Source organism: Streptomyces nojiriensis (assembly GCF_017639205.1).
Lineage (GTDB): Bacteria > Actinomycetota > Actinomycetes > Streptomycetales > Streptomycetaceae > Streptomyces > Streptomyces nojiriensis.
Genome location: NZ_CP071139.1, coordinates 1,481,824 through 1,507,094, shown reverse-complemented (window position 1 = coordinate 1,507,094; position 25,271 = coordinate 1,481,824). Strand labels below are relative to the sequence as shown.

Below are 25,271 nucleotides of genomic sequence, written 5' to 3'. Positions count from 1 at the left end.
CGCGGCATTGTGTGCGGCGGGGTCCCGGCCGGGGTGGTGTGCATCCCCGCACCCCGGGTGCGGCGGCCTGTCGGGCCTCGGCGGGCCGGCCCGCCGCCGGGGTGTGAGGGCCGGGCCGTGCTCGCGCGTCGGGCCCCGGCCGGGGTGGCGTGCGTCGCGATGCCTCGGGTGCGGCGGCTTCCCCGTCCCGGGTGCGGTGGCCTTGCGGCTCCCGGCCGACGGTGTCCCGGCCCGGGGCGGCAGCCGTCCGGGTGGGGGTCGGTCGTGTCCGGGTTGGGGGCTGCGCCGGGGCGGGGGTCGACTAAGGTGGCCGGGTGAAGATCGCGCTCATGGACTCCGGAATCGGCCTCCTCGCGGCGGCCGCGGCGGTGTGCCGGCTGCGGCCGGACGCGGACCTGGTCGTGTCCTCCGACCCCGACGGGATGCCCTGGGGTCCGCGGACCCCCGCCGACCTCGCCGAGCGGGCACTCGCCGTCGCCCGGGCCGCCGCCGCGCACCGCCCGGACGCGCTGATCGTCGCCTGCAACACCGCGACCGTGCACGCCCTGGACGCCGTGCGGGCGGAGCTGGAGCCGGCCATCCCGGTCATCGGGACCGTGCCGGCGATCAAGCCCGCCGCGGCCGCCGGCGGCCGGGTGGCGATCTGGGCCACTCCCGCCACCACCGGCAGCGCCTATCAGCGTGGGCTGATCCGTGACTTCGCCACCGGGGCCCGGGTCACCGAGGTGCCCTGCCCCGGGCTCGCCGACGCGGTGGAGGCGGCCGACGACGCCGCCGTGACCGCCGCCGTCGCCGCGGCCGCCGCGCTGACCCCGGCCGACGTCACCGACGTGGTGCTCGGCTGCACGCACTACGAGCTGGTCGAGAGCCCCATCCGGGCCGCGCTCGCCGCGCGGACCCAGGGGGCGGAGCTGGTCTACCACGGTTCCGCCGAGCCCGTCGCGATCCAGGCGCTGCGCCGCCTGGGCCTGCGGCCCGCGCCCGACCTGCCGCGCACGGGCGGACTGGTCGTGCTGCGCAGCGGGCGCGAGGGGAGCCTGCCCGCCGCCGCGCTCACGTACGCCGAAGGCAGGCTGCTCGCGGGCCAGGGCGCACCCGTCGGCTGACGGAGCCCTAAGGGTGCCTTGCCGATCAGGTCGGGCTCGCGGGCCCTGGCGTCGCGCCTCGCCGCGTTGTCCTCGGTCGGCGGACGCTCCGCGTCGCCTCCCCCGACCGCCTTGCGATCCCGGCACCGCACCGGCCGCCGCTCCCTGATCCGGCCTGATCGGCAAGACATCCCCTAGCGCCCGATCCCCCCCCCGCGAGACGAATCGTCTTGCATGTGATCCGGACCTGCTCTACGGTTGCCCGCGTAACGAGACGGAACGGTTCGTCTCTCATCGCTCCGAAGGGGGATCGCCCTTGCGTGCTCCACTCGCCACCACCCAGATCGTCCTGTCCGAGGTCACCAAGAGCTACGACACCCGCGTCGTCCTGGACCGCGTCAGCTGTACGGTCCGGCCCGGCGAGCGGGTCGGCGTCGTCGGCGGCAACGGCTCCGGCAAGTCCACCCTGCTCCGACTCCTCGCCGGACGGGAGCGCCCCGACCACGGAGAGGTCGCCGTCACCGCCCCCGGCGGACTCGGGCACCTCGCGCAGACCCTCGACCTCCCGCCGACCGCCCGCGTCGGCGATGCCGTCGACCTCGCCCTCGCGGACCTGCGTGCCCTGGAGCGCCGGATCCGCGCCGCGGAATCCCTGCTCCACCGGGCCGGCCCCGAGGAACTCGTCGCGTACGGAGACCTCCTGGCCGCCTACGAGGCGCGCGGCGGCCGCGATGCCGAACGGCGCGTCGCCGCCACCCTGCACCGCCTCGGCGAACGCGCCGAGCTGGACCCGGACCGCCCGCTCGGCACCCTGTCCGGCGGCCAGCGCTCCCGGCTCGCGCTCGCGGCGACCCTCGCCGCCGAGCCGGAACTGCTGCTGCTCGACGAACCCACCAACGACCTCGACGACGAGGCGGTCGCCTGGCTGGAGGACCATCTGCTCGCCCACCGCGGCACCGTCGTCGCCGTCACCCACGACCGGCTCTTCCTCGACCGCGTCACGACCACCGTCCTCGAAGTGGACCAGGACGGCCGGACGGTACGCCGCTACGGCAACGGCTACGCGGGCTACCTCACGTCCCGCGCCGCCGAACGGGCCCGCCGGGAGCGGGAGTACGAGCAGTGGCGCGAGGAGGTGCGGGACGCCGAGCGGCTCGCCGACACCAACATCGGGCGGTTCGCCGCGATCCCGCGGAAGCTGCCGCGCGGCTTCAGCGGAGCCGGTGCCTTCCGTGCCCGGTCCCGGACCCACGGCGCCGCGAGCCGCATCCGGGCCGCCCGCGAACGGCTGCACCGGCTGACCGAGCGCCCGGTCGCGCCGCCCCCGCGCCCGCTGGTCTTCACCGGCCGGTTCACCGAGGGCTCGGCGGGAGTGGTGGAGATCTCCGGAGCGACCCTGCCGGGTCGGCTCGCGCCCGTCTCGCTCACACTGCCGCCGGGGGAGCGGCTCCTGGTGACCGGGCCCAACGGTGCCGGGAAATCGACCCTGTTGCACCTGCTCGCGGGTCGACTGGAGCCCGCGCGGGGCACCGTGCGGAGGCCTCCGCGGGTCGGACTGCTCCGGCAGGACGACCCCTGGCAGCGTGAACCGCGTTCCGTAGTCGAGGTGTTCGGCCAGGAGTGCGCCGACCGCGTGGCGGTTCACGGACTGCTCGCCCCGGACGACCTCACACGGCCCGTGCGCGCCCTCTCGGCCGGTCAGCGCCGCAAGCTGGAGCTGGCCCGGCTGGTGGAGCGCCCCCTGGACCTGCTGCTGCTGGACGAGCCCACGAACCACCTGGCCCCGGCCGTGGTGGAGGAACTGGAGGCGGCCCTCGCCCACTTCGGCGGCACCCTGGTCCTGGTCACACACGACCGGCGGCTGCGCGCGGCCTTCCGGGGGCGGCGCCTGGAGCTTCAGCGGGAGCCGGCCGCCGCGAGCCGCTGAGCCAGCGTGCGCAGGTCGTCCGCGTCCAGGACCCGGTCCCCGAACCCGGGCAGCGGCACGTGCAGCGCCGCCGTCCAGTGCTCCGGTACCGCCCCCTGGCCGTACCGGGCCCCGGCCAGGGCCCCCGTCACCGCGGCCACCGTGTCGGTGTCCCCGCCCAGGTCCACGGCGGCCCGTACCGCCTCGGCGAAGCCGGTGGTGGTCCGCAGCGCCCACACGGCCGAACCCAGACAGGGCCACACCGCCCCGTTGAACTCGGTGGCCAGCGCCGGATGCCAGTCGGGGGCGAGCACGCGACCGTACCGGTCGCGGTGGGCCGGATGCACCGCGGCGAGCGTCGCGGGGAGGGCGGCCAGCGGATCGGCCCCTTCGAGGGCGACGCGGACGAGCTCGTGCAGGATCGCGGTCCCCTCCCAGGCGGCCCGGTCGCCGTGCGTCAGGGCCGCGATCCGCCGGGCCGCCTCCATGGTCCCCTCCCGCCCGGCGGGGGCGAAGTAGACAGCAGAGGTGGCGGCCCGCATCAGGGAACCGTTGCCCGCCGCCCGTGCGTTGATCTGGAAGTGCAGGGCCGCGGCGAGCTCCCAGGACTCGCCGTTGGTCAGCACGTCCTCGGTCTGCAGCCCGATGTCCTTGGGCTCCCCGGCCGCCCAGCGCTGGAACCGTCTGAAGATGTCCGGGAGTTCGAGACCTCCGCACTCCATCAGCGATTCCGCGACCAGGACGGCCATCTGCGTGTCGTCCGTGGCCTCGCCGGGGTCCCAGCCGCCGCCCCCGGCCATCTCCGCGCCGCGCGCCGTCAATTCCCCCGCCGCCCCGAACTCGTACGGCGCGCCCAGGGCATCTCCCGCCGCCGAGCCGATGACGGCTCCCACGGCCCGGTCCAGTCGGGTGATCACCGGTCCTCCTCCTCGCATACGGATGCCAGCAGTTCGCGCGTGAAGCGGTCCAGGTCGTCCAGGCCGGCCGCCGCCAGGGTGGCCGGGGCGCCGGTCAGCAGGTGGGGGATCGCGCCGTGCAGGGCGAGGGTCAGCGCGCGGGCCCGCGCCGGCTCGGCCGGCAGCCCGGCCGCGCGCAGCAGGTACGCGTGCGTCGTGAAGTCCGCCGCCGCGACCGGGTCCAGCAGGGCCGCCAGCCAGGGCCGGCGCGCCGCCTCGGCCTGGAGCTCCAGGTACGCCAGCACGCGGGTACGGCCGGGCCCGGCCACGTCGCGCAGCAGCCCCGCGAGCAGGGCCGCGAGCTGCGCCGCGTCGGCGGGCCCCGGTCCGGCCCCCGCCAAGGCCTGCGCCAGCACCCGGTACCGCTCCGCGCAGCGTTCGGCCGCGGCCCGCAGCAGCGCGTCCCGGGTCGGGAAGTAGTTCTTGGCGGTGCCCGTCGGCACGGCGGCGGCCGCGTCGACGGCCCGGTGCGTCAGCCCGCGCCCGCCCTCCTGCGCCAGTACGGCGATGGCCGCGTCCCGCAGCCGGTCCCTCCGGTCCTGATTCACGTTGCCACCTTAACCACAGCCGTGGTACCACAGATGTAGTACCACGGCTGTGGTGGTTGCTGTCGACCGTGCGGCGAAGGGGCAGGCCATGGGTGAAACCAGCGGGCAGGGGCAGGGAGCGGGCACGGCCGTGGTCGTCGGCGCGGGGGTCGGCGGACTCGCCACCGCCGTCGGCCTGCACCGTGCGGGCTGGGAGGTGACCGTCCTGGAACGGCGCACCGCGCTCGAACGCTACGGAACCGCCTTCGGCATCCACCCCACCGCCCAGGCCGCGCTCGACCGGCTCGGCCTCGGCGACGCGGTGCGGGCCCGGGCGGTCCCGTACCAGGGAGCCCGGATCCGGCGCCCTGACGGGCAGGTGCTGGCCGCCCTCCCGCTCGAACGGATCGAGCGCCGTGCGGGCCGCCCCGAACTGCTCGTATCCCGGCCCCACCTCATCGACGCGCTGCTCGCCGCGCTCGACCGGCTCGGCGGCGAGCCGATCGCGTACGGCCGGCACCTCACCGATCCGGCCGCACTCGCCGCCGACCTGGTCGTCGGCGCCGACGGCATCAACAGCGCGGTGCGTACGGCGCACTTCGGCCGGACCGCCGGTCCGCGCCCGGCCGGCACGGCCGCCTGGATCGGCATCGCCGGATTCGAGACCGGCGTGTACGGCGAGACCTGGGGCGCGGGCCGCTTCTTCGGCATGACCCCCGTCGAGGCCGGCCGCACCAACTGGTACGCCGCCGTCCCCGGGGCCACCACCGCCCAGGAGGTACGGGAGGCGTTCGCCGGCTGGCACGACCCCGTCCCGCGCGTACTGGCCGAGACCGATCCCGCGACCTGGATCCGGTACGAGATGCGGCACCTGTATCCCGCGCTCCCCAGCTTCGTCGCCGACGGCCGGATCGCCCTCGTCGGCGACGCCGCCCACGCCATGACGCCCAACCTCGGCCAGGGCGCCTGCACCGCCCTCCTCGACGCAGAGGCCCTGACCCGCGCCGTCGCCGCGGCCGGACCGGCCGGACCGGCCGGGCTGACCCGCGCCCTGCGCGCGTACGACGCCGAGCGCCGCCGCAGCGCCCAGCGCGTCGCCTTCGCCTCCCGGAACCTGCACCGCTTCATCACCGGCCCCCACCGCGCCCTGCGCGACGCGCTCGTCCGCCGTGCGGGAGCCGCGCTGCACCGAGTGGGCGAGAGACGGTGGCGGGCAAGCGGAACGTGAGTACGCTGCTACTCATGACGGGTCACCCTCCGGGTCCGCTCTGGGCGGGCCGCGCCTCCAACCGTGTGCAGTGGCTGCTCGCCGCCGTCGGTGCGGCCTGTCTGGCGCTCGGTGTCGAGCTCGCCGTCGACTACGCCTGGACCGCCGGCATCATCCCGCTGCTCATGTCCGTGATCGGCTGCCTCGCCGTCGGGCTGCTCATCCTCTACGGCACCCTGGCCTTCGTACACGTCGCCGTCACCGTCGACGCCGAGGCCCTGGAGGTGCGCTGCGGCCACATAGGGGTGCCCCGCCGCAGGATCCGGCTCGCGGAGATCGCCTCCGCCGAGTTCGTCCCCAGCATCACCCCGCAGCAATGGGGAGGCTGGGGTCACCGCTGGCGCCCGGAGAAGGGCACCGCGATCATCGTCCGGCGCGGCGAGGGCCTGGCGCTCGTCCTCGGCGACGGCAAGCGGTTCACCGTCACCGTCGACGACGCCGAGAACGCCGTCCGCGTCATCCGCACCCACCTGCGCGCCCTCGCCCGGTAGGGGTGTCCTGCGGAGCGCGGACGGGCGCTCACCCGTCCGCGAGGTGCGGGGACGTACACTCCGCCAGATGAGCAGCAGTGTCACCCGCACGACCGGGAACGAGCCCTCGCAGTCCGCCGACGGGCCGCGGGCCGACGTGGCCGCGTCCCCCGCGACCGACCGGTCCGCCGCGAACCGGAAGGGGCTTTGGCTGCTGCGTGCCCTGCTCGCAGCCCTCTCGGGCGTGCTGCTCTACCTCAGCTTCCCGCCCCGCCCGCTGTGGTGGCTGGCCCCCTTCGCCCTCGCCCTGCTCGCCGGCTGCCTCCACGGCCGCCGCGCCCGGGCCGGCTTCGGCCTCGGACTCCTCGCCGGGCTCGGCTACCTGCTGCCGCTCCTCGTCTGGACCGGTGAGGAGGTCGGCCCGGTGCCCTGGCTGGCACTGACCACCCTCGAAGCCCTCTTCATCGGCCTCACCGGCCTCGGCATCGCCCTGGTCAGCCGGCTCCCGGCCTGGCCGCTGTTCGCCGCCGCCGTCTGGGTCGCGGGCGAGGCCCTGCGGGCCCGGGCCCCCTTCGGCGGCTTCCCCTGGGGCAAGCTCGCCTTCGGACAGGCCGACGGCGTCTTCACCCCGCTCGCCGCCCTCGGCGGCACGCCACTGCTCTCCTTCGGCGTCGCCCTCTGCGGATTCGGCCTCTACGAGGTCCTGCGGACCGCCCGCCGCCACCCCGGCCGCACCGCCGCCGCGCTGACCGCGCTGACCGTCGCCGCCCCGATCGGCGCGGGCCTCGCCGCCCGCCCGCTGGTCTCCGACGCGGCCGAGGACGGCACCGCCGTGGTCGCCGTCGTCCAGGGCAACGTGCCCCGCCTCGGCCTCGACTTCAACTCCCAGCGCCGGGCCGTCCTCGACAACCACGTCAAGCGCACCGTGCAGCTCGCCGAGGACGTCAGGGCCGGCCGCGCACCGAAGCCCGACCTCGTCGTCTGGCCGGAGAACTCCTCCGACCTCGACCCGTACGCCGAGCCCGACGCCCACGCCGTCATCGACCAGGCCGTCAAGGCCATCGGCGTACCCGTCGCCATCGGCGCCGTGGTGGCCCCGGAGACGGGCCCGCTGCGCAACACGATGATCCTTTGGGACCCGGTCAAGGGCCCCACCGCGACCTACGACAAGCGCAAGATCCAGCCCTTCGGCGAGCGCATCCCGATGCGCTCCGTCGTCCGCCTCTTCAGCTCCGACGTGGACCGGGTGCGCCGCGACTTCGGTCCCGGCAAGGACCCCGGCGTCTTCGACATGGCCGGCAGCCGCGTCGGCATGGTCACCTGCTTCGAGGCCGCCTTCGACGACGCCGTGCGCTCCACCGTCCGGGCCGGCGCCCAGGTGATCGCCGTACCGAGCAACAACGCCACCTTCGGCCGGACCCAGATGACCTACCAGCAGCTGGCCATGGACCGGATCCGCGCCGTCGAGCACAGCCGCACGGTCCTCGTCCCCGTCACCAGCGGGGTCAGCGCCGTCATCCGCCCCGACGGGAAGATCGTCTCGCAGACCGAGATGTTCACCGCGGACGCGCTGGTCGCCGAGGTCCCGCTGCGCTCCGGCCGCACCCCGGCCACGGTCGTCGGTCCGCTGCCGGAGTACGCCCTGCTCCTGCTGGCCGCGGGCGGCTTCGGGTGGCTCCTGAACCGCCGGATCCGCTCGCGCCGCGCCGCCTGAGGCCGGATCCGGTCCGGCGGCCTCGTAGGGTCGGGGCATGACCACACCCGATTTCATCCGCCGGATCCGCGCCGCCGCCGGGCACCAGCTGCTCCTGCTGCCCGGAGTCACGGCCATCGTCTTCGACGACCTGGGCCGGGTGCTGCTCGGCCGGCGCTCCGACACCGGGCAGTGGGCGGTGGTCGGCGGGATCGCCGAGCCGGGGGAGCAGCCCGCCGAGACCGCCGTGCGCGAGGTGTACGAGGAGACGGCGGTGCGCTGCGTCGTCGAGCGCGTGGTCCTCGTCCAGATGACGGAGCCGATGACCTACCCCAACGGCGACATCTGCCAGTTCCAGGACATCACCTTCCGCTGCCGCGCGACGGGCGGCGAGGCGCGGGCCAACGACCACGAGTCCCTCGAAGTGGCCTGGTTCGCGGTGGACGCGCTGCCGCCGCTGGACCCCTTCGGCCTGGACCGGATCCACCGGGCCCTGCGCGACGAGCCGACCTGGTTCGAGGCCCCGGCGGCTCTCACGTAGCTCCCGGACCGGCGATGTGAGCTGCGCGGACGTGCGCTGTAGGGTTCCGCTGATCCAAGGCGGTTATCGGACAGTCGTACATTCGAGGAGGCGGTCGAGGGATGATCTCGCGCGGTTCAGCCGGAGAATCGGAGGCGGGCGGCCATGGCCGCGCGTCGGCCGGAGCGGTCCCCGGCGGGCGCCTGGCGGTCCTCGACGGGGTGCGGGTCCTCGCCGCGCTCGGTGTGCTCTTCTACCACTACTTCGCCCTCGAGAGCGCCTGGGGGAAAGCACCCGCGGACATCTTCCCGACCGCCCACCCGTTCGCGGTCTACGGCTGGCTCGGCGTCGAGATCTTCTTCCTCGTCAGCGGGTTCGTCATCTGCATGAGCGCCTGGGGCCGCACGGTGGGCGACTTCGCGGTGTCCCGGGTCTCCCGGCTCTTCCCCGCCTACTGGGCGGCCGTCGCCTTCACCGCCCTCGTGCTGTACTCCTGGTCCGAGGTCAGGCAGGTCAAGGCGTTCAGCGACGTCCTGGTGAACCTGTCGATGCTCCAGACCGGCCTCGGCGTCCCGAACATCGACGACGCCTACTGGACCCTCTTCGTCGAGCTCAAGTTCTACGTCCTGTTCGCGATCGTGGTCATGCGCGGCCTGACCTACCGCAACTGCGTCCTGTTCTGTGCGGCCTGGACCCTGGCCGGCGTCGTGGCACCCACCGCCGACAACGGTGTGCTCTCCTTCTTCGCGGTCTCGTCCTCGTCCCCGTACTTCATCGCCGGCATCGGCTTCTACCTGATGCGCCGGTTCGGGCCGAACGCCATCGTGTGGGCGATCGTCGGCGTCCAGTTCCTGCTCGCGCAGCACTACGTGCACACCCGCATGATCACCAATCTGGGCCGGGCCGCCACCGAGCGGACGCCCGCCTGGCCCGCCCATCTGGTCATCGTGCTGGGCTTCGCCCTCATGGCGGCCATAGCGCTCGGCGCCCTCGACGGCGTCCGGTGGCGCTGGCTCCCGCACGCCGGAGCGCTCACGTACCCGCTCTACCTGATCCACATGATGGCCGGGCTGACCTTCATCCATCACTTCCGCCGCGACGTGGCACCCGTCCCCCTGGTCATCGGCGTGACCTCCGCGATGCTGCTGCTCGCCTGGCTCATCCACCGGCTCGTGGAACGCCCGCTCGGCCGGCTGCTGCGCGACCGCCTGCGCCGCGGGGTGCAGGACATCCGGTCGGCCACCCCGCGCGGCCCGTCGGTCGGCCGGCTGCCCGCCCAGCCCTCGGCACCCGACGCCGAACGCATCCCGGCCGGCCGCTAGGGGGTGTCTTGTCGATCAGGGCGGATCAGGGAGCGGTGGTCGGTGCCGTGGATCGCAAGGCGGACGAGGGAGGCGACGCGGAGCGTCGCCGACCGAGGACAACGCGGCGAGGCGCGGTGCCGGGCGCCGCGAGCCCGGCCTGATCGGCAAGACACCCCCTAGACCGTGTCCGGGTCGGCCTCAGGGCCTGAGGGGCCTCAGGCCCGGGCCTCCCGGTACAGCGCCAGCGCATGGTCGCCCAGGACCGCGCTGTACGAGATCTCCGGGACGCTCCCGCCGCCCTCGTAGCCGCCGAGCACCCCGGCCAGTGCCCCCTTCACCAGCCAGGGGCTGCCGCTGGTGCCGCCGGTGAGGTCCGGGCAGCCGATCCGGCGCTGGGTCGCGGACAGCAGGTCGGTGGTGTTCGCGCAGCGCACCGGCGCCTCCAGGGTCCGCGGGTAGCCGATGATCGTCACCCTGGCGTCGTCCGGCTGCTCGGCGGCCACCGGGAAACCGCCCACGAGGTCCTCCACCGCTCCGGTCCGACCGCCGTCCACCGGCGCCACCGTCGCGAAGGCCACGTCGTCGTCCGGGTCCTGGCCGTCCGTCCAGCCCGGTGCGATGTACGCGGCGGTGATCTTCCAGAATCCGTACGGGGCCTTGCCGTCGCGGTAGCCCGGCGCGAAGACGGTGGTGGAGGGGGTCTCCAGGCAGTGCGCGGCGGTGGCGATCACGTCGCCCTCCTCGCTGTGCACCACGGCGGCGGTGCAGTGGTGCCCGCGGTCCTGGCCGCCCCCGAAGAGCGCGCCCACCCGGTCGGCGGTGGCGCCGGGCAGCGCCCACGCGGTCACGCCGAGCGGCGGTCCGGCGGCGGCGTCGGGCAGGTCCACACCGATCAGCGCGGCCATCGCGGACAGCGCGAGCAGGATCCGGGACGCCCGCCGCGCACGGGTGCGCCGGGCCGGTCGAGGGAGCGTGGAGTGGATCATTTTTCCACCCTGCCCGCCGAACCTATGTCCGGAGGACGGTGTTCCGTATGAATCTCCTGTGAATTCCGTGAAGGCCGTGTGAAGCTCGGGGCATGCCTGACAGGACCCGCTATGTCGGATCTCGGCAGGCGATCGGCGGCTATCCGCGCCGCTCGTACACCGTCACCCGGCGCCCCCGCACCTGCCGGTCCGCCACCACCGCGAAGTGCTCCCGCAGGACCGCCGCCTTGGCCTGGTCCCGCTCCGCCGACGGCGGCTTCGCCACCTTCTCCGCGTCCGTCACCAGCAGCACCCGCCGCTGCCCGAGCAGCGCCGCCCGGATCCGCGCGGGGTCCGCCTCCTCGCCCTTCAGGGTGGCCGACGCGGCCGGCGACGCGGCCAGCGCCACATCGGCCAGGCCCCCGAAGGCGCCGGGGGAGACCAGCGCCGTGTCCCGTCGCGCGGCCGGGACGAACAGCACCGCGTCCCCGTCCCGCTTCAGCCCGGCCACCTCGGCGGCCACGGCGAGCACGTCGTCGATCCGGCTGGCCGGGGCCCGCTTGTCCAGTTCCACCGGCAGCAGGGCCAGCACCGACAGCCCGGCCACGCCCGGCACCAGCAGATCCGCCGCCCTCGGGAAGCGGGGCGCGCAAGCCCCTACGGCGGTGCCCAGGGCGGCGCCGATCAGCAGCGCCAGCCCCACCATGCTGAACAGCACGTACCGGTCCTGGAACAGCGGCTGCACCAGGGACAGCCCGATCAGCCCGAGCTGCGGCACCGCCAGCAGCGGCAGGCCGACCGCCGCCACCGAGAGCGCCTTGCAGTCCGGACGGCCCGACCGGCCCGACCGGTCCGCCCACGCGCCCAGCCCGCCGATCGCCAGGAGGATCCCCGGCCCGATCAGCATGTGCCAGGTCAGCGGCGGTATCCAGGACACCTGGTCGGACTGGTCGCGGCTGAACAGGATCAGCGGCAGCGCCCCCGCCACCGCGCCCGAGGCGTACACCGCCCAGCGCAGCCACGCCCCCCGCCCGGCCCGCACCCACCCCAGGGTCGCCGCGTGCGCGGGCAGGACCAGCAGGGACAGCCAGTTCAGCAGGGCGCACACCAGCACCGTGATCCCGTACGCCGCCCAGCGCGGCCAGGTCCGCCGCCCGGGCCGGCGCTCCAGGAGCGAGACCAGCAGCAGCGTCGCGAGCCCGGCCCCCGCCGCGACCAGCGCGTACGGACGGCCCTCCTGGAGGTAGAACTGGACCGCCGGCAACAGCCCGAGGGCCAGCCCGCCGCCGAGCCCCGCCCAGAACCCGGCCAGGCGCCGCCCGATCAGCGCCACGCACGCCGCGGCGGCCGAGACGGCCAGCACCGACGGCAGCCGCAGCGTCGCCGTACTCGCCCCGAACACCTCGAAGAGGCAGTGCATCAGCAGGTAGTAGAGACCGTGCACGGCGTCCACGTGTCCGAGCATCGCCCATATCTCGCCCGGCGACCGCCCGGCCACCTGCCAGGTCGCGGCCTCGTCCCGCCACACGCTGTCCTGCCGGGAGAGCCCCCACAGACCGAGCCCCAGGGTCCACAGCAGGGGGACCAGCCACACCAGAAGGCGCCGACTCCGGGACTCAGATATGGCGGATATGTCGGAAGGCATGAAGGTGCGCTGATCCTCGGTGCGGGGCGTCGGCGGAAAGCACCAGTCTATGGACGCCACGGACGGTTTCCGGACCGGGTGTTGTGCACCACGGAGCGTGATCGTCCGGCCCGCCCGCCCTAGCCTCGCCGCAGGAGCACGAACGAGGGGCGGTACCCGGTGAACTGGCTCATCCACGACTACCGCGAGAGCGATCTCGCAGCGGTGGTCCATCTGATCGACACCACGGCCGAACTCGGCCAGGAGTCCGTCTTCTCGCTCGCCGAGTGCATCGGCGCGCTGACCGACCGCCAGCCCTGTGTGGTCGCCGTCCACCAGGGCGTCCCCATCGGCGCGGCGCTCGCCTGCGTCACCGGCGAACGGGCCTGGGTCATGCGCATCGCGATCGCCGCCGGCTGGCGGGGCCGGGGCCTGGCCAGCGCCCTGCTCGTCGAACTGGAGCGACGGCTCATCGCCGCGCGCGTCGGCCGCATCGCCTACGTCCTGCCCGAGGAGGACATGCTCGGCGAGGGCCTCCTCAACGCCGGGTACACCCGGCAGCCGGCCGTCGCCTACTTCGAGAAGACGGAGCCGCTGCACGGACCGGCCGCGGGCCTCCTCGACGACCTCGGCGGCCGCTTCCTGCCGAACGACCTGTGGGCCAAGGTCGCCGGCATGGAGAAGGAGAAGGACCTCATCGAGCGGCGCGTGGTGCTGCCGCTCGCCGAGCCCGAGCGGGCCGCCTCGCACGGGGTGCGGCCGCCGCGCGCCATCACCCTCTTCGGCCCGCCCGGCACCGGCAAGACCACCTTCGCCCGGGCCATCGCCTCCCGGCTCGGCTGGCCCTTCGTGGAACTGCTGCCCTCCCGCCTCGCCGACGAGGGCAACCTGGCGGCCGCGCTGCGCGACGCGTTCGCCCGGATCGCCGAGCTCGAGCGCGTACTCGTCTTCATCGACGAGGTCGAGGAGATCGCACCGGTGCGCACCGAGCCCGCGCAGCCCGGCGGGATCCACGGGGTGACGAACGAGCTGCTGAAGCTGATACCGGGCTTCCGGGAGGGCGACGAGCGGCTGCTGGTGTGCGCCACCAACTCCATCCGGTCCCTCGACCCGGCCTTCCTGCGGCCCGGGCGCTTCGACTACCTGATCCCGATCGGCACCCCGGACGCCGGGGCGCGCGCCGCCATCTGGTCCCGCTACACGGCGGGCCGCGCGGACGTCGACGTGGACGCCCTGGTGGCGGCCACCGAGCTGTTCACGCCCGCCGACATCGAGCACGCGGCGCGGATCGCGGCGCAGGTGTCCTTCGAACGGGACCTGGAGGCGGTGGGCGCACGGGGCGCGGCGGCCGCGCAGCTGGGCGCGACCACGCGGGACTACCTGGCGGCGGTCCGGCAGTGCCGGCCGACGGTGACCCCGGCGATGACGGGCGAGTTCGAGGCGGACATCACCGCGCACGCCCGGTTCTGACCCCGGTCGGAGCCCCTGACGTCCGTCCCCCGGTTGCGGCGGGGGCGGAATGCGAAACGGCCCGCGGCCACTCCCGAAGTGGCCGCGGGCCTCCCGCGCTTCGGCCGGACCGCCGGACCCGAACGGCCGGACCTGCCTCGGCCGGCCCCTCGGTCGAACGGCCGAACGGCCGCGGCCCGGCTTGGGCTACCGTCGCCGCATGGGCTTCGTCATCTTCATGACCCTTCCCGGTCTGGCGCTGGTGCTCACCGCCGTGGCCTTCCTCGACCTGGCACTGCTCCGCGCGGGCCGCGCCGGGCTGCTGCCCTGGCGGTGGAACGGCCGTCAGGGGCAGGTGTCCGCCACCGGCTTCGAGCAGCTGCACGCCAGCTTCTCGCCGGGCAAGCAGAACGAGCTCAAGGAGCGGCAGAGCGCCCTCGTCATGCGTGACGACGAGGAGGACGGCGCCCCGCCGCGCACCAGGGTCGACCTCGACGGCGGGCTCGCCGTCATCCGGCTGCCCTGCACCGCGGCCGCGTCCGCTACGGGGAACAGCGGTACGTGAAGTCCACCGCGGCCGTGCCCCGACCGGGCGACACCAGCTGCAGTTCCGCCCTCGCCGGGTAGCTACCCGTGCCCCGGAAGGTCCACAGCAGGTGCAGCCGGGCCTCCCGCTGCCCGCGCGGTACCCGCTCGGTCAGCTGCTCGGACCGGGTGCCGTCGCTGCGCACCCACCGGTAGGTGAGGGTGCCCGGGCGCCCGTTGGTCGCCACGACGGCCACCACATCGGCCGCAGCGTCACAGGCCGGGCCCTTGGGATCGGTGCTCACGGCCACGCCCCGGACCTCGATGCCGGGCCCCAGCCGCTGCCACCCCAGGTACGCGAGGACCGCGGCCAGGACGAGCGCCGCGAGGGCGTACCGCCGCAGCCCGGCCGGGCGCCGCCGGGGCGGCGGCGCGACGGCCGCCCCGACGTCGACGGGGAACGGCGCGGGCATGGCCGCGGTCACCCCGGGCCCGAACCGGAGCACGGAGCCCTCGACCCGGTCGGGGGCCACCTCCTCGGGAGCCATCCTCTTGGTGGTGTCCGGGGGGCCGCTGAACCAGTGGCTGCCGAGGACGGTGGCGCTGTAGTCGTCGCCCTCGGGGGCGCCGGAACCGCTCATCGGGGCACCTCCTGGCAGCGCAGCAGGTACTGCGAGGCCGACGCGGACTTGTTCCCGGCGGTGGGCTTGGTGGTGACCCGTACCCCGCCGTAGCAGCCGCGGTCGCGTGCGAAGGCGTGGGACCTGACCTGGGTGACCGTCGAGCCGGCCGGGACCACGAACTGTTCCGATCCGTCGGCGACGGAGTAGGAGCCCTGCGCGCCGCCCAGGAACCACTCCACCGTCACGGTGACCGAGCCGGTGCCCTGGGAGGTGACCGAGACGGCCGCGTCTCCGCGGTAGACGCCGGTCTTGAGCGTGACGGAGACGTCCGTGACCTTCAGCGTCGGAGTGGGCGTCGGGGTCGGGGTCGGCGTGGGCGACCAGCTCACCGTCGGCTTCGGGGTGGGGCTCGCCGACCACGAGGGAGAAGGCGACGGCGACCCGGACGCCGACGGCGAGGGGCTCGGGGACGCCGTGGGGCTCGGACTGGGCGAAGGGGAGGCGGAGTCCGTCGCGCTCGGGCTCGCGCTCGCGCTCGGCGAGGCCGACCCGGGCGGGGCCGCGCTCGTCGTGGCGAAGGCGCTCACCGCCGAAGCCGCGTCCGGGGCCGCGCCGATCGCGTCCGTCGTCAGGACCAGTACGGTTCCCAGTACCAGCGCCAGGCCCGCCGCGAGCCAGCCGCGGCGCCCCGGAGCCCAGCCGGAACCGCTGGGCACCGTGGTCGTGGCGAACGCCGTGGTACCGGCCGCGGCGCCGCCCGCCGAGGGGAACAGCAGCGGCAGCAGGGCGGCCAGCGCCGCCAGCTTGCGCTGCCCGCGCTCCTCCCACTCGGGCCCGTACGCCGCCAGCGCCACGCCCTCCAGCTCGGCCACGAACGCCTCGGCGTTCTCCGGCCGCTGCTCGGGCGCCTTCGCGAGGCCGCGCCGGATCAGCGGACGTACGGGCTCGGGCGCTTCCGTCTCCGGCACCGGCGCCTCGATGTGCTGGACGGCGAGTTCGGCGAAGTTCTCCCCGTCGTAGGGCTTGCGGCCGGTGAGGCACTCGAAGAAGGTCGCCGTCGCCGCGTACACGTCGGCCGCGGGCGAGGCCGGCCGGCCCTGCCACTGCTCGGGAGCCATGTAGGCGGGGGTTCCGGCCACGCCGGGCGTGCTGCCCCGGTTCGCCGCGATCCCGAAGTCCACCAGCTTCGACGAGCCGTCCGGCGCGACCAGCACGTTCTCCGGCTTGTAGTCCCGGTGGACGACGCCCGCCCGGTGCGCCGCGGCCAGCCCCAGCAGGGACCCCTTGAGCACCACCAGCGCGGCCTCGGCGTCGGCCCGCCCGGACTGCTTCAGCAGCGCGCGCAGGGAGATGCCGTCCACCAGCTCCATGACGATGGCCGCGCCGCCGGACGCCTCCACGTACTCGTACAGCCTGACCACGTACGGGGTCTGCAGCCCGCCCAAGAGGCGGGCCTCGGCCCGGAACTCCCCGACGAACGCCGGATCCCGGCGCAGCCGGTCGCTGAGGTACTTCACCGCGACCGGGGTGCCCGTGCCGTCGTGGACGGCGAGCACCACGCGGCCGCTGCCGCCCGAACCCAGCTCACGGACCTCGGTGTAACCGGGGACCGACCATGCCGCCCGCGTGTCGTCCATCGTTCCTGCCCCCTGCCTGCCGTGTGGCGCCGCCGCATCGCTCGGACGCTCCGACCGGTCCCGGACCGGCGTCCACCGGCCCTCCCCGGACCGGACGCCCCAAGGGACGTGGTTTCCGCCGTGGCCGGTTCCCAACCACGGCGGACGGCTCAGGCCGCGGCCGACATGGCGCCGATCATGGTGTGCAGCCGGTCGGCCGCCGCCCGCCCGAAGGCCGGATCGTTGATGTGTGTGTCGTAGTCGTAGAGCCTCGTGGCACTGCCCCGCAGGCCCTCGCGCAGCGCGGAGAACAGGGCCCGGTCCGCGCCGGGGTCATGGTAAGGCCCGCCCGGCGCGCCGAGCGTGGACAGTCCACGGAGCGGGACGCAGACCGCCGTGGGGCCGCTCGCCGCGCACAGTTTCGCCGCGACCCGGCGGCCGAGCTCCGCGCATTCGGCCGCGGTCGTACGGGTCACCGTGATGGACGGATTGTGGACGTGGACGCCCCGGTCGCGGACCTGCCGGGGCAGGCTCTCCAGCGGGCCGAACTTCACCATGTCCAGCGCCCCCAGGCTCACCACCTGCGGGATTCCCGCCCGCCCGGCCGCGCTGAGCCGGTCCGGGCCCGCGGTGAGGAGACCCCCGCACAGGTCGTCGGCGAGCTCGCTGAGGGTGAGGTCGAGGACGCCCGCGAAGATCCCCTGGCCGGCCAGGGTCTCCAGGGTGCGGCCGCCGGTGCCGCTGACGTGGAAGACCAGCACCTCGTAGCCGAGTTCCGTCAGCCGCTCGCGCGCCGCGTCCACTCCGGCCGTGGTCACGCCCGCCATGCTCGCCGCGACCAGGGGGCGGCCGCCCGCGCCCAGCCGGGGCGGGCGGCCCTCCGCGGAGGTACGGGCGTAGGCCCGGGCCATCCCGGTGATAGCCGCGACCGCGTTCGCCAGGACCGGTGCGGAGATGCTGTTGATCCCCGCGATGTCCACCACGCTGTACATCATCGTGATGTCCGAGGAGCCCACGTAGGGGCGGACGTCCCCGGACGCCATGGACGAGACCATCAGTTTCGGTACGCCCAGTGGCAGGGCGCGCATCGCCCGGGTGGCGATGGAAGTGCCGCCGCTCCCGCCGATGGCGAGTACCCCGTGCAGCCTGCCCTCGGCGTGCAGGCGTAAGAGGGTCGCCTCCGCACCCCTCGCCATGGTGGCCACGGCCGCACCCCGGTCGGCGGCCGTGCGCAGTTCCGGCAGTTCCGCTCCGGCCGCCCGGGCCACCGCCTCACGCGGTACGTCGGCGGGCACCCTGGGTTCGCCCATGATTCCCGTGTCGACCAGTACCACTTCGACGCCGGCGCGCAGCAGCCTCTCGCGCAGCCAGCCGTACTCCACACCCTTGGTGTCCAAGGTCCCCACCAGCACGACGTTGGTCATGTGTGCAATGTCCATGCAGGTAAGGGTGTTGGCAAGTGCAAGTGTGGGTCAAACCTTCAGCAGCTCCAACAGGCGTTCCAGAAACGGGAGTTGGGAAGGAATCAGCATGTTTTGCGCCAGGGACGGAGCAAACCAGGCCACCCGGTCCAGCTCCGGGAACTCCTGGACGTTCCCGGAGTGCGGAGGCCACTCCATCGTGAACGTCCCGGGCACCATCAGCGCGGGGTCGAGATCCGCCTCCACCGCCCAGATCGTCACCAGCTTTCCGCTGGTCAGGAGGACCTCGCCCAGCGGCAGGTAGTCGCCCTCCGGCGGAGGCAGCCCGATCTCCTCGGTGAACTCGCGGCGGGCCGCGTCCCGCGGAGTCTCCTCGGGCCCGTATTCACCCTTGGGGATGGCCCAGTCACCGGCCTTCCGCCCGGCCCAGAGCGGACCGCCCATATGTCCGAGGAGTACCTCGACACCGGGCTCCGGCTCCGGACCGGTCCGCCGGAAGAGGAGCAGTCCGGCACTGCGTTTGTGTGTCATGGGTACATCCATGCCCCGTACGGACCCCGGTCAGTGACGCGGTTGCGCGTTCCGCCGTCAGTGGTCGTGCGGGCCCTGCCGGTGCACCGGACCGTGCGCGTCCGCGCAGTGCGCGTCGGAGGCGCCCCCGCCCGCGCGGCCGACCGTGAGCAGGGAGTCCTGGGCGTGGTCCACCTGGAGGGTGGTGTGCGTGATCCCGTACTCCTTGTCGAGCAGCCGCTCCAGGTCGCGGCGTACGGCGTGGCAGTCGCCCGCCGGCTCCACCAGCACGTGCGCGGACAGGGCCGCCTGGCCCGAGGTGATCGTCCAGATGTGCAGGTCGTGCACCTCGGTGACGGGCGGGTGCCCGACGAGGCGGTCGCCGACCGCGTCCGGGTCCACATGGGCCGGGGCGGCCTCCAGGAGGATCCGGCCGGACTCGCGGACCAGCCCGTAGCCCGCCTTGACCATCAGCACCACCACGACCAGCGTGGCGATCGCGTCCGCCTGCCGGAAGCCGGTGGTCAGCACGATCAGACCGGCGACCGCGGTGCCGATGAAGGCGAAGAGGTCGTTCAGGATGTGCTGGTAGGCGCCCTCGACGACGAGCGCGGAACGGTTCGCCCGGGAGATGCACCAGGCCGCGGCCACGTTGACGACGATGCCCGCGAGCGCGGTCACCACGACCAGCCCGCCCTCCACCGGCGGCGGGTCCATCAGCCGCCGCACCGCCTCGTACGCCAGCCAGGCCGCCAGCAGGATCAGCGTCAGTCCGTTCGCCTGGGCGGAGAGTATCTCGGCCCGCTTGAGGCCGTACGTGAAGCCGCCGCGGGCGGGGCGGGCGGCCAGCCGCATGGCGATCAGCGCCAGGACGATCGAGACCGCGTCGGTCAGCATGTGGGCCGCGTCGGAGATCAGGGCCAGCGAGTTGGCCATGAGGCCGATGACCACCTCGACGGCCATGAACCCGCCGATCAGGGCGAGCGCGATCGCCAGCCAGCGCCGGTCGGCATCGGCCGCCACGCCGTGGCTGTGCCCTCCGTGGTCGTGGCCGTGGTCGTGGCCGTCGTGCGCGTGGTCGTGCCCACTCATGGCGTCCCCCGTCTCGTCGCGGCACCGGTGCGTCCGGTCCCGTCGCGTGAAGTGAAGCGCACCCCGGCGGGATCGGCAAAGGCTGCAACGGGGACCGTTGTCATTACCCATAAGAGGCCTCTGACCTGCGGTGATGTCCGACCGGTGCCGGACCTTCCCGATCGTGGGAAAATCTGGTCATGGTCCAGCGCCCAAGTGTGCCGACCGCGCCCCAGCTCGTCCTGGTGACCGACTGGGGCGCCACCGAGATGGATCCCGACCGGATCTACCACGTCGGTCGGGACCCCCTTTGCGAGATCTGCCTCGACGACGCCCGCGTCTCCTGGCACCACGCGATCCTGCGCCCGGACGGCGACCACTGGACGCTCGAGGACGAGGGCAGCACCAACGGCACCTTCGCCGATGGTCACCGCGTCCGTGAGTGGAGCGTCGGCGTCGGCACGGAACTGCGCTTCGGCAGCGTCGAGGACGGGCCCCGCGCCGCCGTCATCGGCCCCGCGCCGCCGCCCCCGCCCGCACCACCCCCCGGGCCCGGCACCGGCCGCCCCTCCCACGTCACGAACCCGGCCATGACCGGCACCTTCCGGCAGCCGACGACGGTACGTCCGCTGCCCGTCCGCACCACCGTCCGCATCGGCCGCGCCCCCGAGAGCGACCTCGTCGTCGACGACCTCACCGTGTCCCGCCGCCACGCCGAGCTGCACGCCCTCGCCGACGGCAGCTACGAGATCGTCGACCTCGGCAGCCACAACGGCACCTACCTCAACGGCGCCGCCGTGACCCGGCCCACCCCCGTCACCGAGGGCGACATCGTCGGCATCGGCCACTCGGTCTTCTGCCTCGTCGGCGACCAGCTCCAGGAGTTCGTGGACACCGGCGAGGTCTCCCTCGACGTCCAGGGCCTCACCGTCGCCGTCGACCGGGGCCGCAAGACCCTCCTCGACCAGGTCTCCTTCCCCGTCGGCGCCAAATGCCTGCTGGCCGTCGTGGGCCCCAGCGGAGCCGGCAAGTCCACCCTGCTCGGCGCGCTGACCGGCCTGCGCCCCGCCGACCAGGGCACCGTCCTGTACGACGGGCGCGACCTCTACCGCGACTACGCCGAGCTGCGCAGCCGCATCGGCCTCGTCCCGCAGGACGACATCCTGCACCTCCAGCTCACCGTCCGGCGCGCCCTCACCTACGCCGCCGAACTGCGCTTCCCGCAGGACACGGCCAAGGCCGAACGCCAGGCCCGGGTCGACGAGGTGATCGGCGAACTCGGCCTCGAACAGCGTGCCGACCAGCCCATCCACAGCCTCTCCGGCGGCCAGCGCAAACGCGTCTCCGTCGCCCTGGAACTGCTCACCAAGCCCTCCCTGCTCTTCCTGGACGAGCCCACCTCCGGACTCGACCCCGGCATGGACCGCTCGGTGATGAACATGCTGCGCGAGCTCGCGGACGACGGCCGCACGGTCATCGTCGTCACCCACAGCGTGCTCAACCTCGAAGGCTGCGACCGCCTCCTGGTCCTGGCACCCGGCGGGCGCATCGCCTACTACGGTCCTCCCGGGGAGGCCCTCGACTTCTTCGGCTTCGACCAGTGGCCCGAGGCCTTCGAAGCCTTCGAGAACCAGCGCGACCGCGACTGGGCCGGGGAGTACCGGGCCTCGCCGATGCACCGGCGCAACGTCGACTTCACCGCCGGCCGGCTCCCGCTCACGGAGCAGGCCGAACGGTCCGCCGCCGGCCCGCCGCCGAAGCCGCCGCCCAAGGCCCAGAGCTGGGGCTCCCAGCTCTCCACCCTGATCCGCCGGTACGCTTCCGTGCTCAGGTCCGACCGCACCTTCCTGATCATCATGGTCGCGCTGCCCTTCGTCATGGGCGCCATGACCCGCGCACTGGCCGGCAACACCCTCAACGCCGAAACCGCGCTGAACGCCCTGTTCATCCTCTGTGTGGGCGGAGTCCTGATCGGCGCCGCCAACGCGGTGCGCGAACTCGTCAAGGAACGCGTCATCTACCAGCGCGAGCGCTCCGTCGGCCTGTCCCGCTCCGCCTACCTGATGTCCAAGGTCGTCGTCCTCGGCGCGATCACCGTCGCCCAAGCCGTGGTCCTGACCCTCGTAGGCCTCGCGGGCGTCACCATCAACGCCCCCGGTGGCCGCGGCAACTTCATGCCACCACTTCTCGAGATCACCCTTGCCGTCGCCCTGCTGTCCCTCACCGCGATGCTGCTCGGCCTGCTGATCTCCGCCCTGGTGACCAAGGAGGAGGTCACCATGCCGCTGCTGGTCCTCCTCACGATCGTGCAGGTCGTCTTCTGCGGCTCCCTGCTGAAACTCACCGGCGTCCCCGTCATCGAACAGCTGGCCTGGTTCGTACCGGCACGCTGGGCCATGGGGGCGATGGCCGGCACCATCGACCTCGGGGCGATCGTGCCCGGCAAGATCACCCAGGACCCGCTGTTCGACCACGAGGCCCACCTCTGGCTCCTCGAAATGGGCATGCTCGTCGTCCTGTCCGTGCTGTTCGGCGTGCTGGTCTCTCGGCTGCTGCGCCGCCACGAGCCGACCATCATGCGGAAGTAGGCCCCATGAGCAGCCCGCTGGGACCCGGAGGCGAGGTGGCGGACTTCCGGCCCACGCATGTGGTGCCGCAGGAGGGACTGGCCGCCTGGGAGGGCCCGGACGTCACCCGGCCGACCGTGCCCCTGGACCCGTTCCTGCCCGTGCAACTGCTGTCCCGGCGCGGAGAGTGGGGGGAGGTCCTGTGCGCCAACGGGTGGTCCGCCTGGGTGGACGGGCGGCTGCTGGTCGCCGTGCCGCACCCGCCGCCGACGGCCGGGGGACGGCCCCCGGTCCGCTCCGAGGACCCGCGGCCGCTGCTGACCCGAGGCTCCGAGGCCCTGGAACGCTACCGGCGGGCCGTGGACGAGCTCGCCTCGGGACGCATCGACGCCGACGCCTTCCGCCGCTCGGTGCGCGGACTGCGGGCCGGGGTGGTCATCGACGGGGAATCGGTGTGGCTCTACGACGAGAGGTCCGGCCGGTGGCTGTACGACGACGGCGACCGCATGACGACCTACGCGGTCGTCGCCGGCCCGGGCGGCGCGTCCGCACCCGAACCCGAACCCGCACCCGAACCCGAACCCGCACCCGCGCCCGCACCCGCACCCGAACCCGGGCCGCAGCCGCCGCCCGCGCAGACGCGTCCGGGCGGCGGGGCCGGCGTACGGAAGGAACCGCCACCGACCGACGCGGTCGCCATCCCGCGCGAAGGGCCCGGGGACCGGTCCGAACGGGCGGAGGCCCATGACCCGACGCGGATCGTGGACACCCGCGATCCCGGGGACGGCTGACGGTGGCCGAGGAACGGGCGGAGCCCGCGGACGGGTCCCCGGCCGACCTGCGCGGGAAGCAGATCGCCGGGTACCTGGTGGAGAGCGAGATCGGGCGCGGCGGCATGGCCGTCGTCTACGAGGCGCTCGACCTGCGCCTCGACCGGCGGGTGGCACTGAAACTGCTGGCCCCCGAGCTGGCCCGGAACGACACCTTCAGGCAGCGGTTCGCCCACGAGTCGAAGGTGGCGGCGGCCATCGAGCACCCCAACATCGTGCCCGTGTTCGAGGCGGGGGAGGCGGACGGACTGCTCTACATCGCCATGCGCCTCGTCGAGGGACCGGACCTGCGGGTGATGCTGGACCGGACGGGCCCGCTGCCGGTGGAGACGGCCGCGCGCATCGCCGGCCAGGTGGCCTCCGCGCTGGACGCCGCCCATGCCCACGACCTGGTCCACCGGGACGTGAAACCGGGCAACATCCTGATCGCCCCGGGCACGGACCGGGACCACCCGGAACACGCCTACCTCACGGACTTCGGGCTGACGAAGAAATCGCTGTCCCTGACCGGGTTCACGACCGACGGTCAGTTCGTCGGCACCATGACCTACGTGGCGCCGGAACAGATCTCGGGCAAGCCGGTGGACGGCCGCTGCGACGTCTACAGCCTGGGATGCGTCGTCTACGAGGCCCTCGCCGGGGAACCGCCCTTCCAGCGCGACGACGACATCGCCCTGCTGTGGGCCCACCAGTACGACGCCCCGCCCCCGCTGAGCTCGCGGCGGCCCGGGCTGCCGGAAGAGGTGGACGCGGTCCTGGCGAAGGCGCTGGCCAAGTCGCCGGACGACCGGTGGAGCAGCTGTCTGGAGTTCACCGGGGCCCTGCGGCGGGCGGGGGAGGCCGGCGGGCCGACGACGACAGGGGTGGCGGGCGATGAGGCGGGCGCCCGCCCCGACCTGCCCGCCCCGCCACCGGTGCCGGCCTGGGCGCTCCCGGTGTTCGGCCGGCCGGCCTCCGGGGGGACGGCCTGAGCCGCTCCCGGCACGCTCGGCCTACTCGGGTGTCGCGCGGGTCGCGGCGGCCGGTTCGTCGACACGGCCGCCGCGGTGCAGCGGACGGGCCAGCAGCGCGCCCAGGAATCCCGCCACGGCTCCCCACAGGAGCCCGAGACCGACGTTGCGCCACAGCACGGGCTGCAGTTGGACCTGGCCGCTGAGGCCGTCGACCTCGCCGATGCCCAGCAGGGAGAGCCCGAACTGCGCCTGGATCCGGCCCAGCAGGCAGACCGTCAAGGTCGCCAGGGCCAGGGCCACGCCCAGGTGGAGAGCGTGCTGCCAGGGGCGGACGTGGGCGGGGGAGCGTACGGCCGCCAGGACGCCCGTGCCGAGCAGCAGGACGGCGGCCACGACCACCAGCCACCAGGCCCGGGAGTCCTGCTCCGCGAGCGAGGCCACGTCGATCCGGGACGGGTCGGAGCCGCGCAGGACCTGGTCCAGCAGCTGCGGCATCGGCAGCCCGAAGGGCCCCTCGACGTTGCCCTGCCAGGCGCCGCCGAAGCCCAGGGTGAGCGCGAGCCAGACGAGGTTCGGCAGCCCGAGCAGGATCACGGCCAGGGTCCGGTCGGCATGGCCCTGCGTGGCGGCCACGACCACGCCGACCCCGATGCCGAGGACGACGTAGGCGAGGAGCAGCAGCATCGTGGCGAAGGCGGCCGGGCGCAGCGCCGAGTGGAAGCGGACCAGCCGGGCCGGGAGCGGGGCGCGCCGTGAGACCAACAGGGCGATCACCAACAGACCGAGGATCCACAGCAGTCCGTACAGGAGGGTGGCCGGCAGGTCGGCCTGGAAGCCCACCGTGGGTGCGGAGTCCAGGAGTTCGGTGATGGTCCCGATGGGGGAGTCGCCGGTGGAGATGCCGAAGGTCTCGCGGGCGAGGAAGGCGGCGCCGGTCAGGGCGAGCAGCCACAGCACGACCAACGGAACCGCGCGGCCGATGAGTTCGCGCGGCCGGGCGACGGCCCGGTTGTGCAGGGGGCGCAGGAAGAGGCAGCCCGTCACGAGGGCGCCCGCCAGGCTCACCGAGAGGGGGACCACCGACAGGGTCACGTCCGCCCCCGCCAGCGAACCGGCACCGCCCGACACCTCCAGCGAACCGCCCGCCGCCATCACCACGACCGCGGCGGCCACATGCGGGAACGCGCCACCCGGGAGGTCGCCCGCGCCCGCGCACATCAGCCCGGCGACGGCGACCGCGGTCATCACCGCGAATCCCGCGACGACCGCGACGAGGGCGTCCCGCCATGCCCTCGCGGAGCCCCCCGAGGATGACGATTCCGGCGTCCGAGTCACCCTGCCACCGTGACATCCCCGGCTTGCGGGCACCACCCGGACGGCGCACACAAT

The 25,271-nt window shown here is 74.1% G+C and carries 22 protein-coding genes; 12 read left to right on the top strand and 10 right to left on the bottom strand.

What is annotated here, in order from left to right:
* Nucleotides 1-314: 314 nt before the first annotated feature.
* Complete coding sequence (locus JYK04_RS07265) at nt 315-1,106, top strand: glutamate racemase (protein ID WP_189734095.1); 792 nt, start codon at nt 315-317, stop codon at nt 1,104-1,106.
* A 295-nt stretch (nt 1,107-1,401) separates the two neighbouring features.
* A complete protein-coding gene (locus tag JYK04_RS07260; protein WP_189734092.1) occupies nt 1,402-3,012 on the top strand; it encodes an ATP-binding cassette domain-containing protein in 1,611 nt (536 codons plus the stop codon).
* Here the strand turns inward: JYK04_RS07260 and JYK04_RS07255 are convergent.
* On the bottom strand, nt 2,982-3,905 hold the full coding sequence (locus tag JYK04_RS07255) for an ADP-ribosylglycohydrolase family protein (protein ID WP_189734736.1): 924 nt from the start codon (nt 3,903-3,905) through the stop codon (nt 2,982-2,984). The two genes, JYK04_RS07260 and JYK04_RS07255, sit on opposite strands and share 31 nt — an antisense overlap.
* Nucleotides 3,905-4,495 (bottom strand): TetR/AcrR family transcriptional regulator, encoded by a 591-nt coding sequence (locus tag JYK04_RS07250; RefSeq protein WP_189734090.1) that lies wholly within the window; start codon nt 4,493-4,495, stop codon nt 3,905-3,907. Before JYK04_RS07250 ends, JYK04_RS07255 begins: the two co-directional genes overlap by 1 nt.
* Before the next feature lie 88 nt (nt 4,496-4,583).
* Here JYK04_RS07250 and JYK04_RS07245 point away from each other — a divergent pair, with 88 nt between their 5' ends.
* From JYK04_RS07245 to JYK04_RS07225, 5 genes are all read left to right on the top strand, one after another.
* A complete protein-coding gene (locus tag JYK04_RS07245) occupies nt 4,584-5,702 on the top strand; it encodes an FAD-dependent oxidoreductase (RefSeq protein ID WP_189734088.1) in 1,119 nt (372 codons plus the stop codon).
* A gap of 14 nt (nt 5,703-5,716) precedes the next feature.
* Nucleotides 5,717-6,232, top strand: coding sequence for a hypothetical protein (locus JYK04_RS07240; RefSeq protein ID WP_189734086.1), 516 nt, complete (start codon nt 5,717-5,719; stop codon nt 6,230-6,232).
* Nucleotides 6,233-6,299: 67 nt separating this feature from the next.
* Nucleotides 6,300-7,925, top strand: a complete 1,626-nt coding sequence (gene lnt / locus JYK04_RS07235; protein ID WP_189734084.1) for an apolipoprotein N-acyltransferase — start codon at nt 6,300-6,302, stop codon at nt 7,923-7,925.
* Between the two features lie 37 nt (nt 7,926-7,962).
* Nucleotides 7,963-8,445, top strand: a complete 483-nt coding sequence (locus JYK04_RS07230; protein ID WP_189734082.1) for an NUDIX hydrolase — start codon at nt 7,963-7,965, stop codon at nt 8,443-8,445.
* A gap of 101 nt (nt 8,446-8,546) precedes the next feature.
* Nucleotides 8,547-9,746 carry an acyltransferase family protein gene (locus JYK04_RS07225; RefSeq protein ID WP_189734080.1) on the top strand — a complete coding sequence of 400 codons (1,200 nt, stop codon included), beginning with the start codon at nt 8,547-8,549 and terminating at the stop codon, nt 9,744-9,746.
* Nucleotides 9,747-9,943: 197 nt separating this feature from the next.
* On the opposite strand, the gene JYK04_RS07220 is transcribed toward JYK04_RS07225, so the two are convergent.
* Complete coding sequence (locus tag JYK04_RS07220) at nt 9,944-10,714, bottom strand: trypsin-like serine peptidase (protein ID WP_189734078.1); 771 nt, start codon at nt 10,712-10,714, stop codon at nt 9,944-9,946.
* Nucleotides 10,715-10,853: 139 nt separating this feature from the next.
* The gene (locus tag JYK04_RS07215; protein WP_189734076.1) at nt 10,854-12,338 is read right to left on the bottom strand and encodes a glycosyltransferase family 39 protein; all 1,485 of its coding nucleotides are present in this window, start codon (nt 12,336-12,338) and stop codon (nt 10,854-10,856) included.
* Between the two features lie 159 nt (nt 12,339-12,497).
* Between JYK04_RS07215 and JYK04_RS07210 the strand changes: the two genes are divergently transcribed.
* Nucleotides 12,498-13,787 carry an ATP-binding protein gene (locus JYK04_RS07210; RefSeq protein WP_189734074.1) on the top strand — a complete coding sequence of 430 codons (1,290 nt, stop codon included), beginning with the start codon at nt 12,498-12,500 and terminating at the stop codon, nt 13,785-13,787.
* Between the two features lie 199 nt (nt 13,788-13,986).
* Nucleotides 13,987-14,331 carry a DUF6191 domain-containing protein gene (locus JYK04_RS07205; RefSeq protein WP_189734072.1) on the top strand — a complete coding sequence of 115 codons (345 nt, stop codon included), beginning with the start codon at nt 13,987-13,989 and terminating at the stop codon, nt 14,329-14,331.
* Here the strand turns inward: JYK04_RS07205 and JYK04_RS07200 are convergent.
* The 5 genes from JYK04_RS07200 to JYK04_RS07180 form a co-directional block, all read right to left on the bottom strand.
* Nucleotides 14,309-14,932: a hypothetical protein gene (locus tag JYK04_RS07200; RefSeq protein WP_189734070.1), complete on the bottom strand. Its 624-nt coding sequence runs from the start codon at nt 14,930-14,932 to the stop codon at nt 14,309-14,311. The genes JYK04_RS07205 and JYK04_RS07200 overlap by 23 nt on opposite strands.
* Nucleotides 14,929-16,551 (bottom strand): serine/threonine-protein kinase, encoded by a 1,623-nt coding sequence (locus JYK04_RS07195; RefSeq protein ID WP_189734069.1) that lies wholly within the window; start codon nt 16,549-16,551, stop codon nt 14,929-14,931. Before JYK04_RS07195 ends, JYK04_RS07200 begins: the two co-directional genes overlap by 4 nt.
* A 149-nt stretch (nt 16,552-16,700) precedes the next feature.
* A complete protein-coding gene (locus JYK04_RS07190; protein WP_189734734.1) occupies nt 16,701-17,954 on the bottom strand; it encodes a Tm-1-like ATP-binding domain-containing protein in 1,254 nt (417 codons plus the stop codon).
* A 48-nt stretch (nt 17,955-18,002) separates the two neighbouring features.
* Nucleotides 18,003-18,482, bottom strand: coding sequence for an NUDIX hydrolase (locus tag JYK04_RS07185; RefSeq protein ID WP_189734067.1), 480 nt, complete (start codon nt 18,480-18,482; stop codon nt 18,003-18,005).
* A gap of 57 nt (nt 18,483-18,539) precedes the next feature.
* A complete protein-coding gene (locus tag JYK04_RS07180) occupies nt 18,540-19,553 on the bottom strand; it encodes a cation diffusion facilitator family transporter (RefSeq protein WP_189734065.1) in 1,014 nt (337 codons plus the stop codon).
* A gap of 179 nt (nt 19,554-19,732) precedes the next feature.
* Here JYK04_RS07180 and JYK04_RS07175 point away from each other — a divergent pair, with 179 nt between their 5' ends.
* From JYK04_RS07175 to JYK04_RS07165, 3 genes are read left to right on the top strand one after another with little or no spacing between them, the layout of a single operon-like run.
* Nucleotides 19,733-22,120, top strand: a complete 2,388-nt coding sequence (locus tag JYK04_RS07175) for an ABC transporter ATP-binding protein/permease (RefSeq protein ID WP_189734063.1) — start codon at nt 19,733-19,735, stop codon at nt 22,118-22,120.
* Between the two features lie 5 nt (nt 22,121-22,125).
* Nucleotides 22,126-22,890, top strand: coding sequence for a hypothetical protein (locus tag JYK04_RS07170; RefSeq protein WP_189734061.1), 765 nt, complete (start codon nt 22,126-22,128; stop codon nt 22,888-22,890).
* The gene (locus JYK04_RS07165; protein WP_189734732.1) at nt 22,887-23,900 is read left to right on the top strand and encodes a serine/threonine-protein kinase; all 1,014 of its coding nucleotides are present in this window, start codon (nt 22,887-22,889) and stop codon (nt 23,898-23,900) included. The genes JYK04_RS07170 and JYK04_RS07165 overlap by 4 nt, the downstream gene beginning before the upstream one ends.
* Nucleotides 23,901-23,921: 21 nt before the next feature.
* Here the strand turns inward: JYK04_RS07165 and JYK04_RS07160 are convergent, their stop codons facing one another.
* Complete coding sequence (locus tag JYK04_RS07160) at nt 23,922-25,217, bottom strand: streptophobe family protein (RefSeq protein WP_189734059.1); 1,296 nt, start codon at nt 25,215-25,217, stop codon at nt 23,922-23,924.
* Between the last annotated feature and the right edge of the window lie 54 nt (nt 25,218-25,271).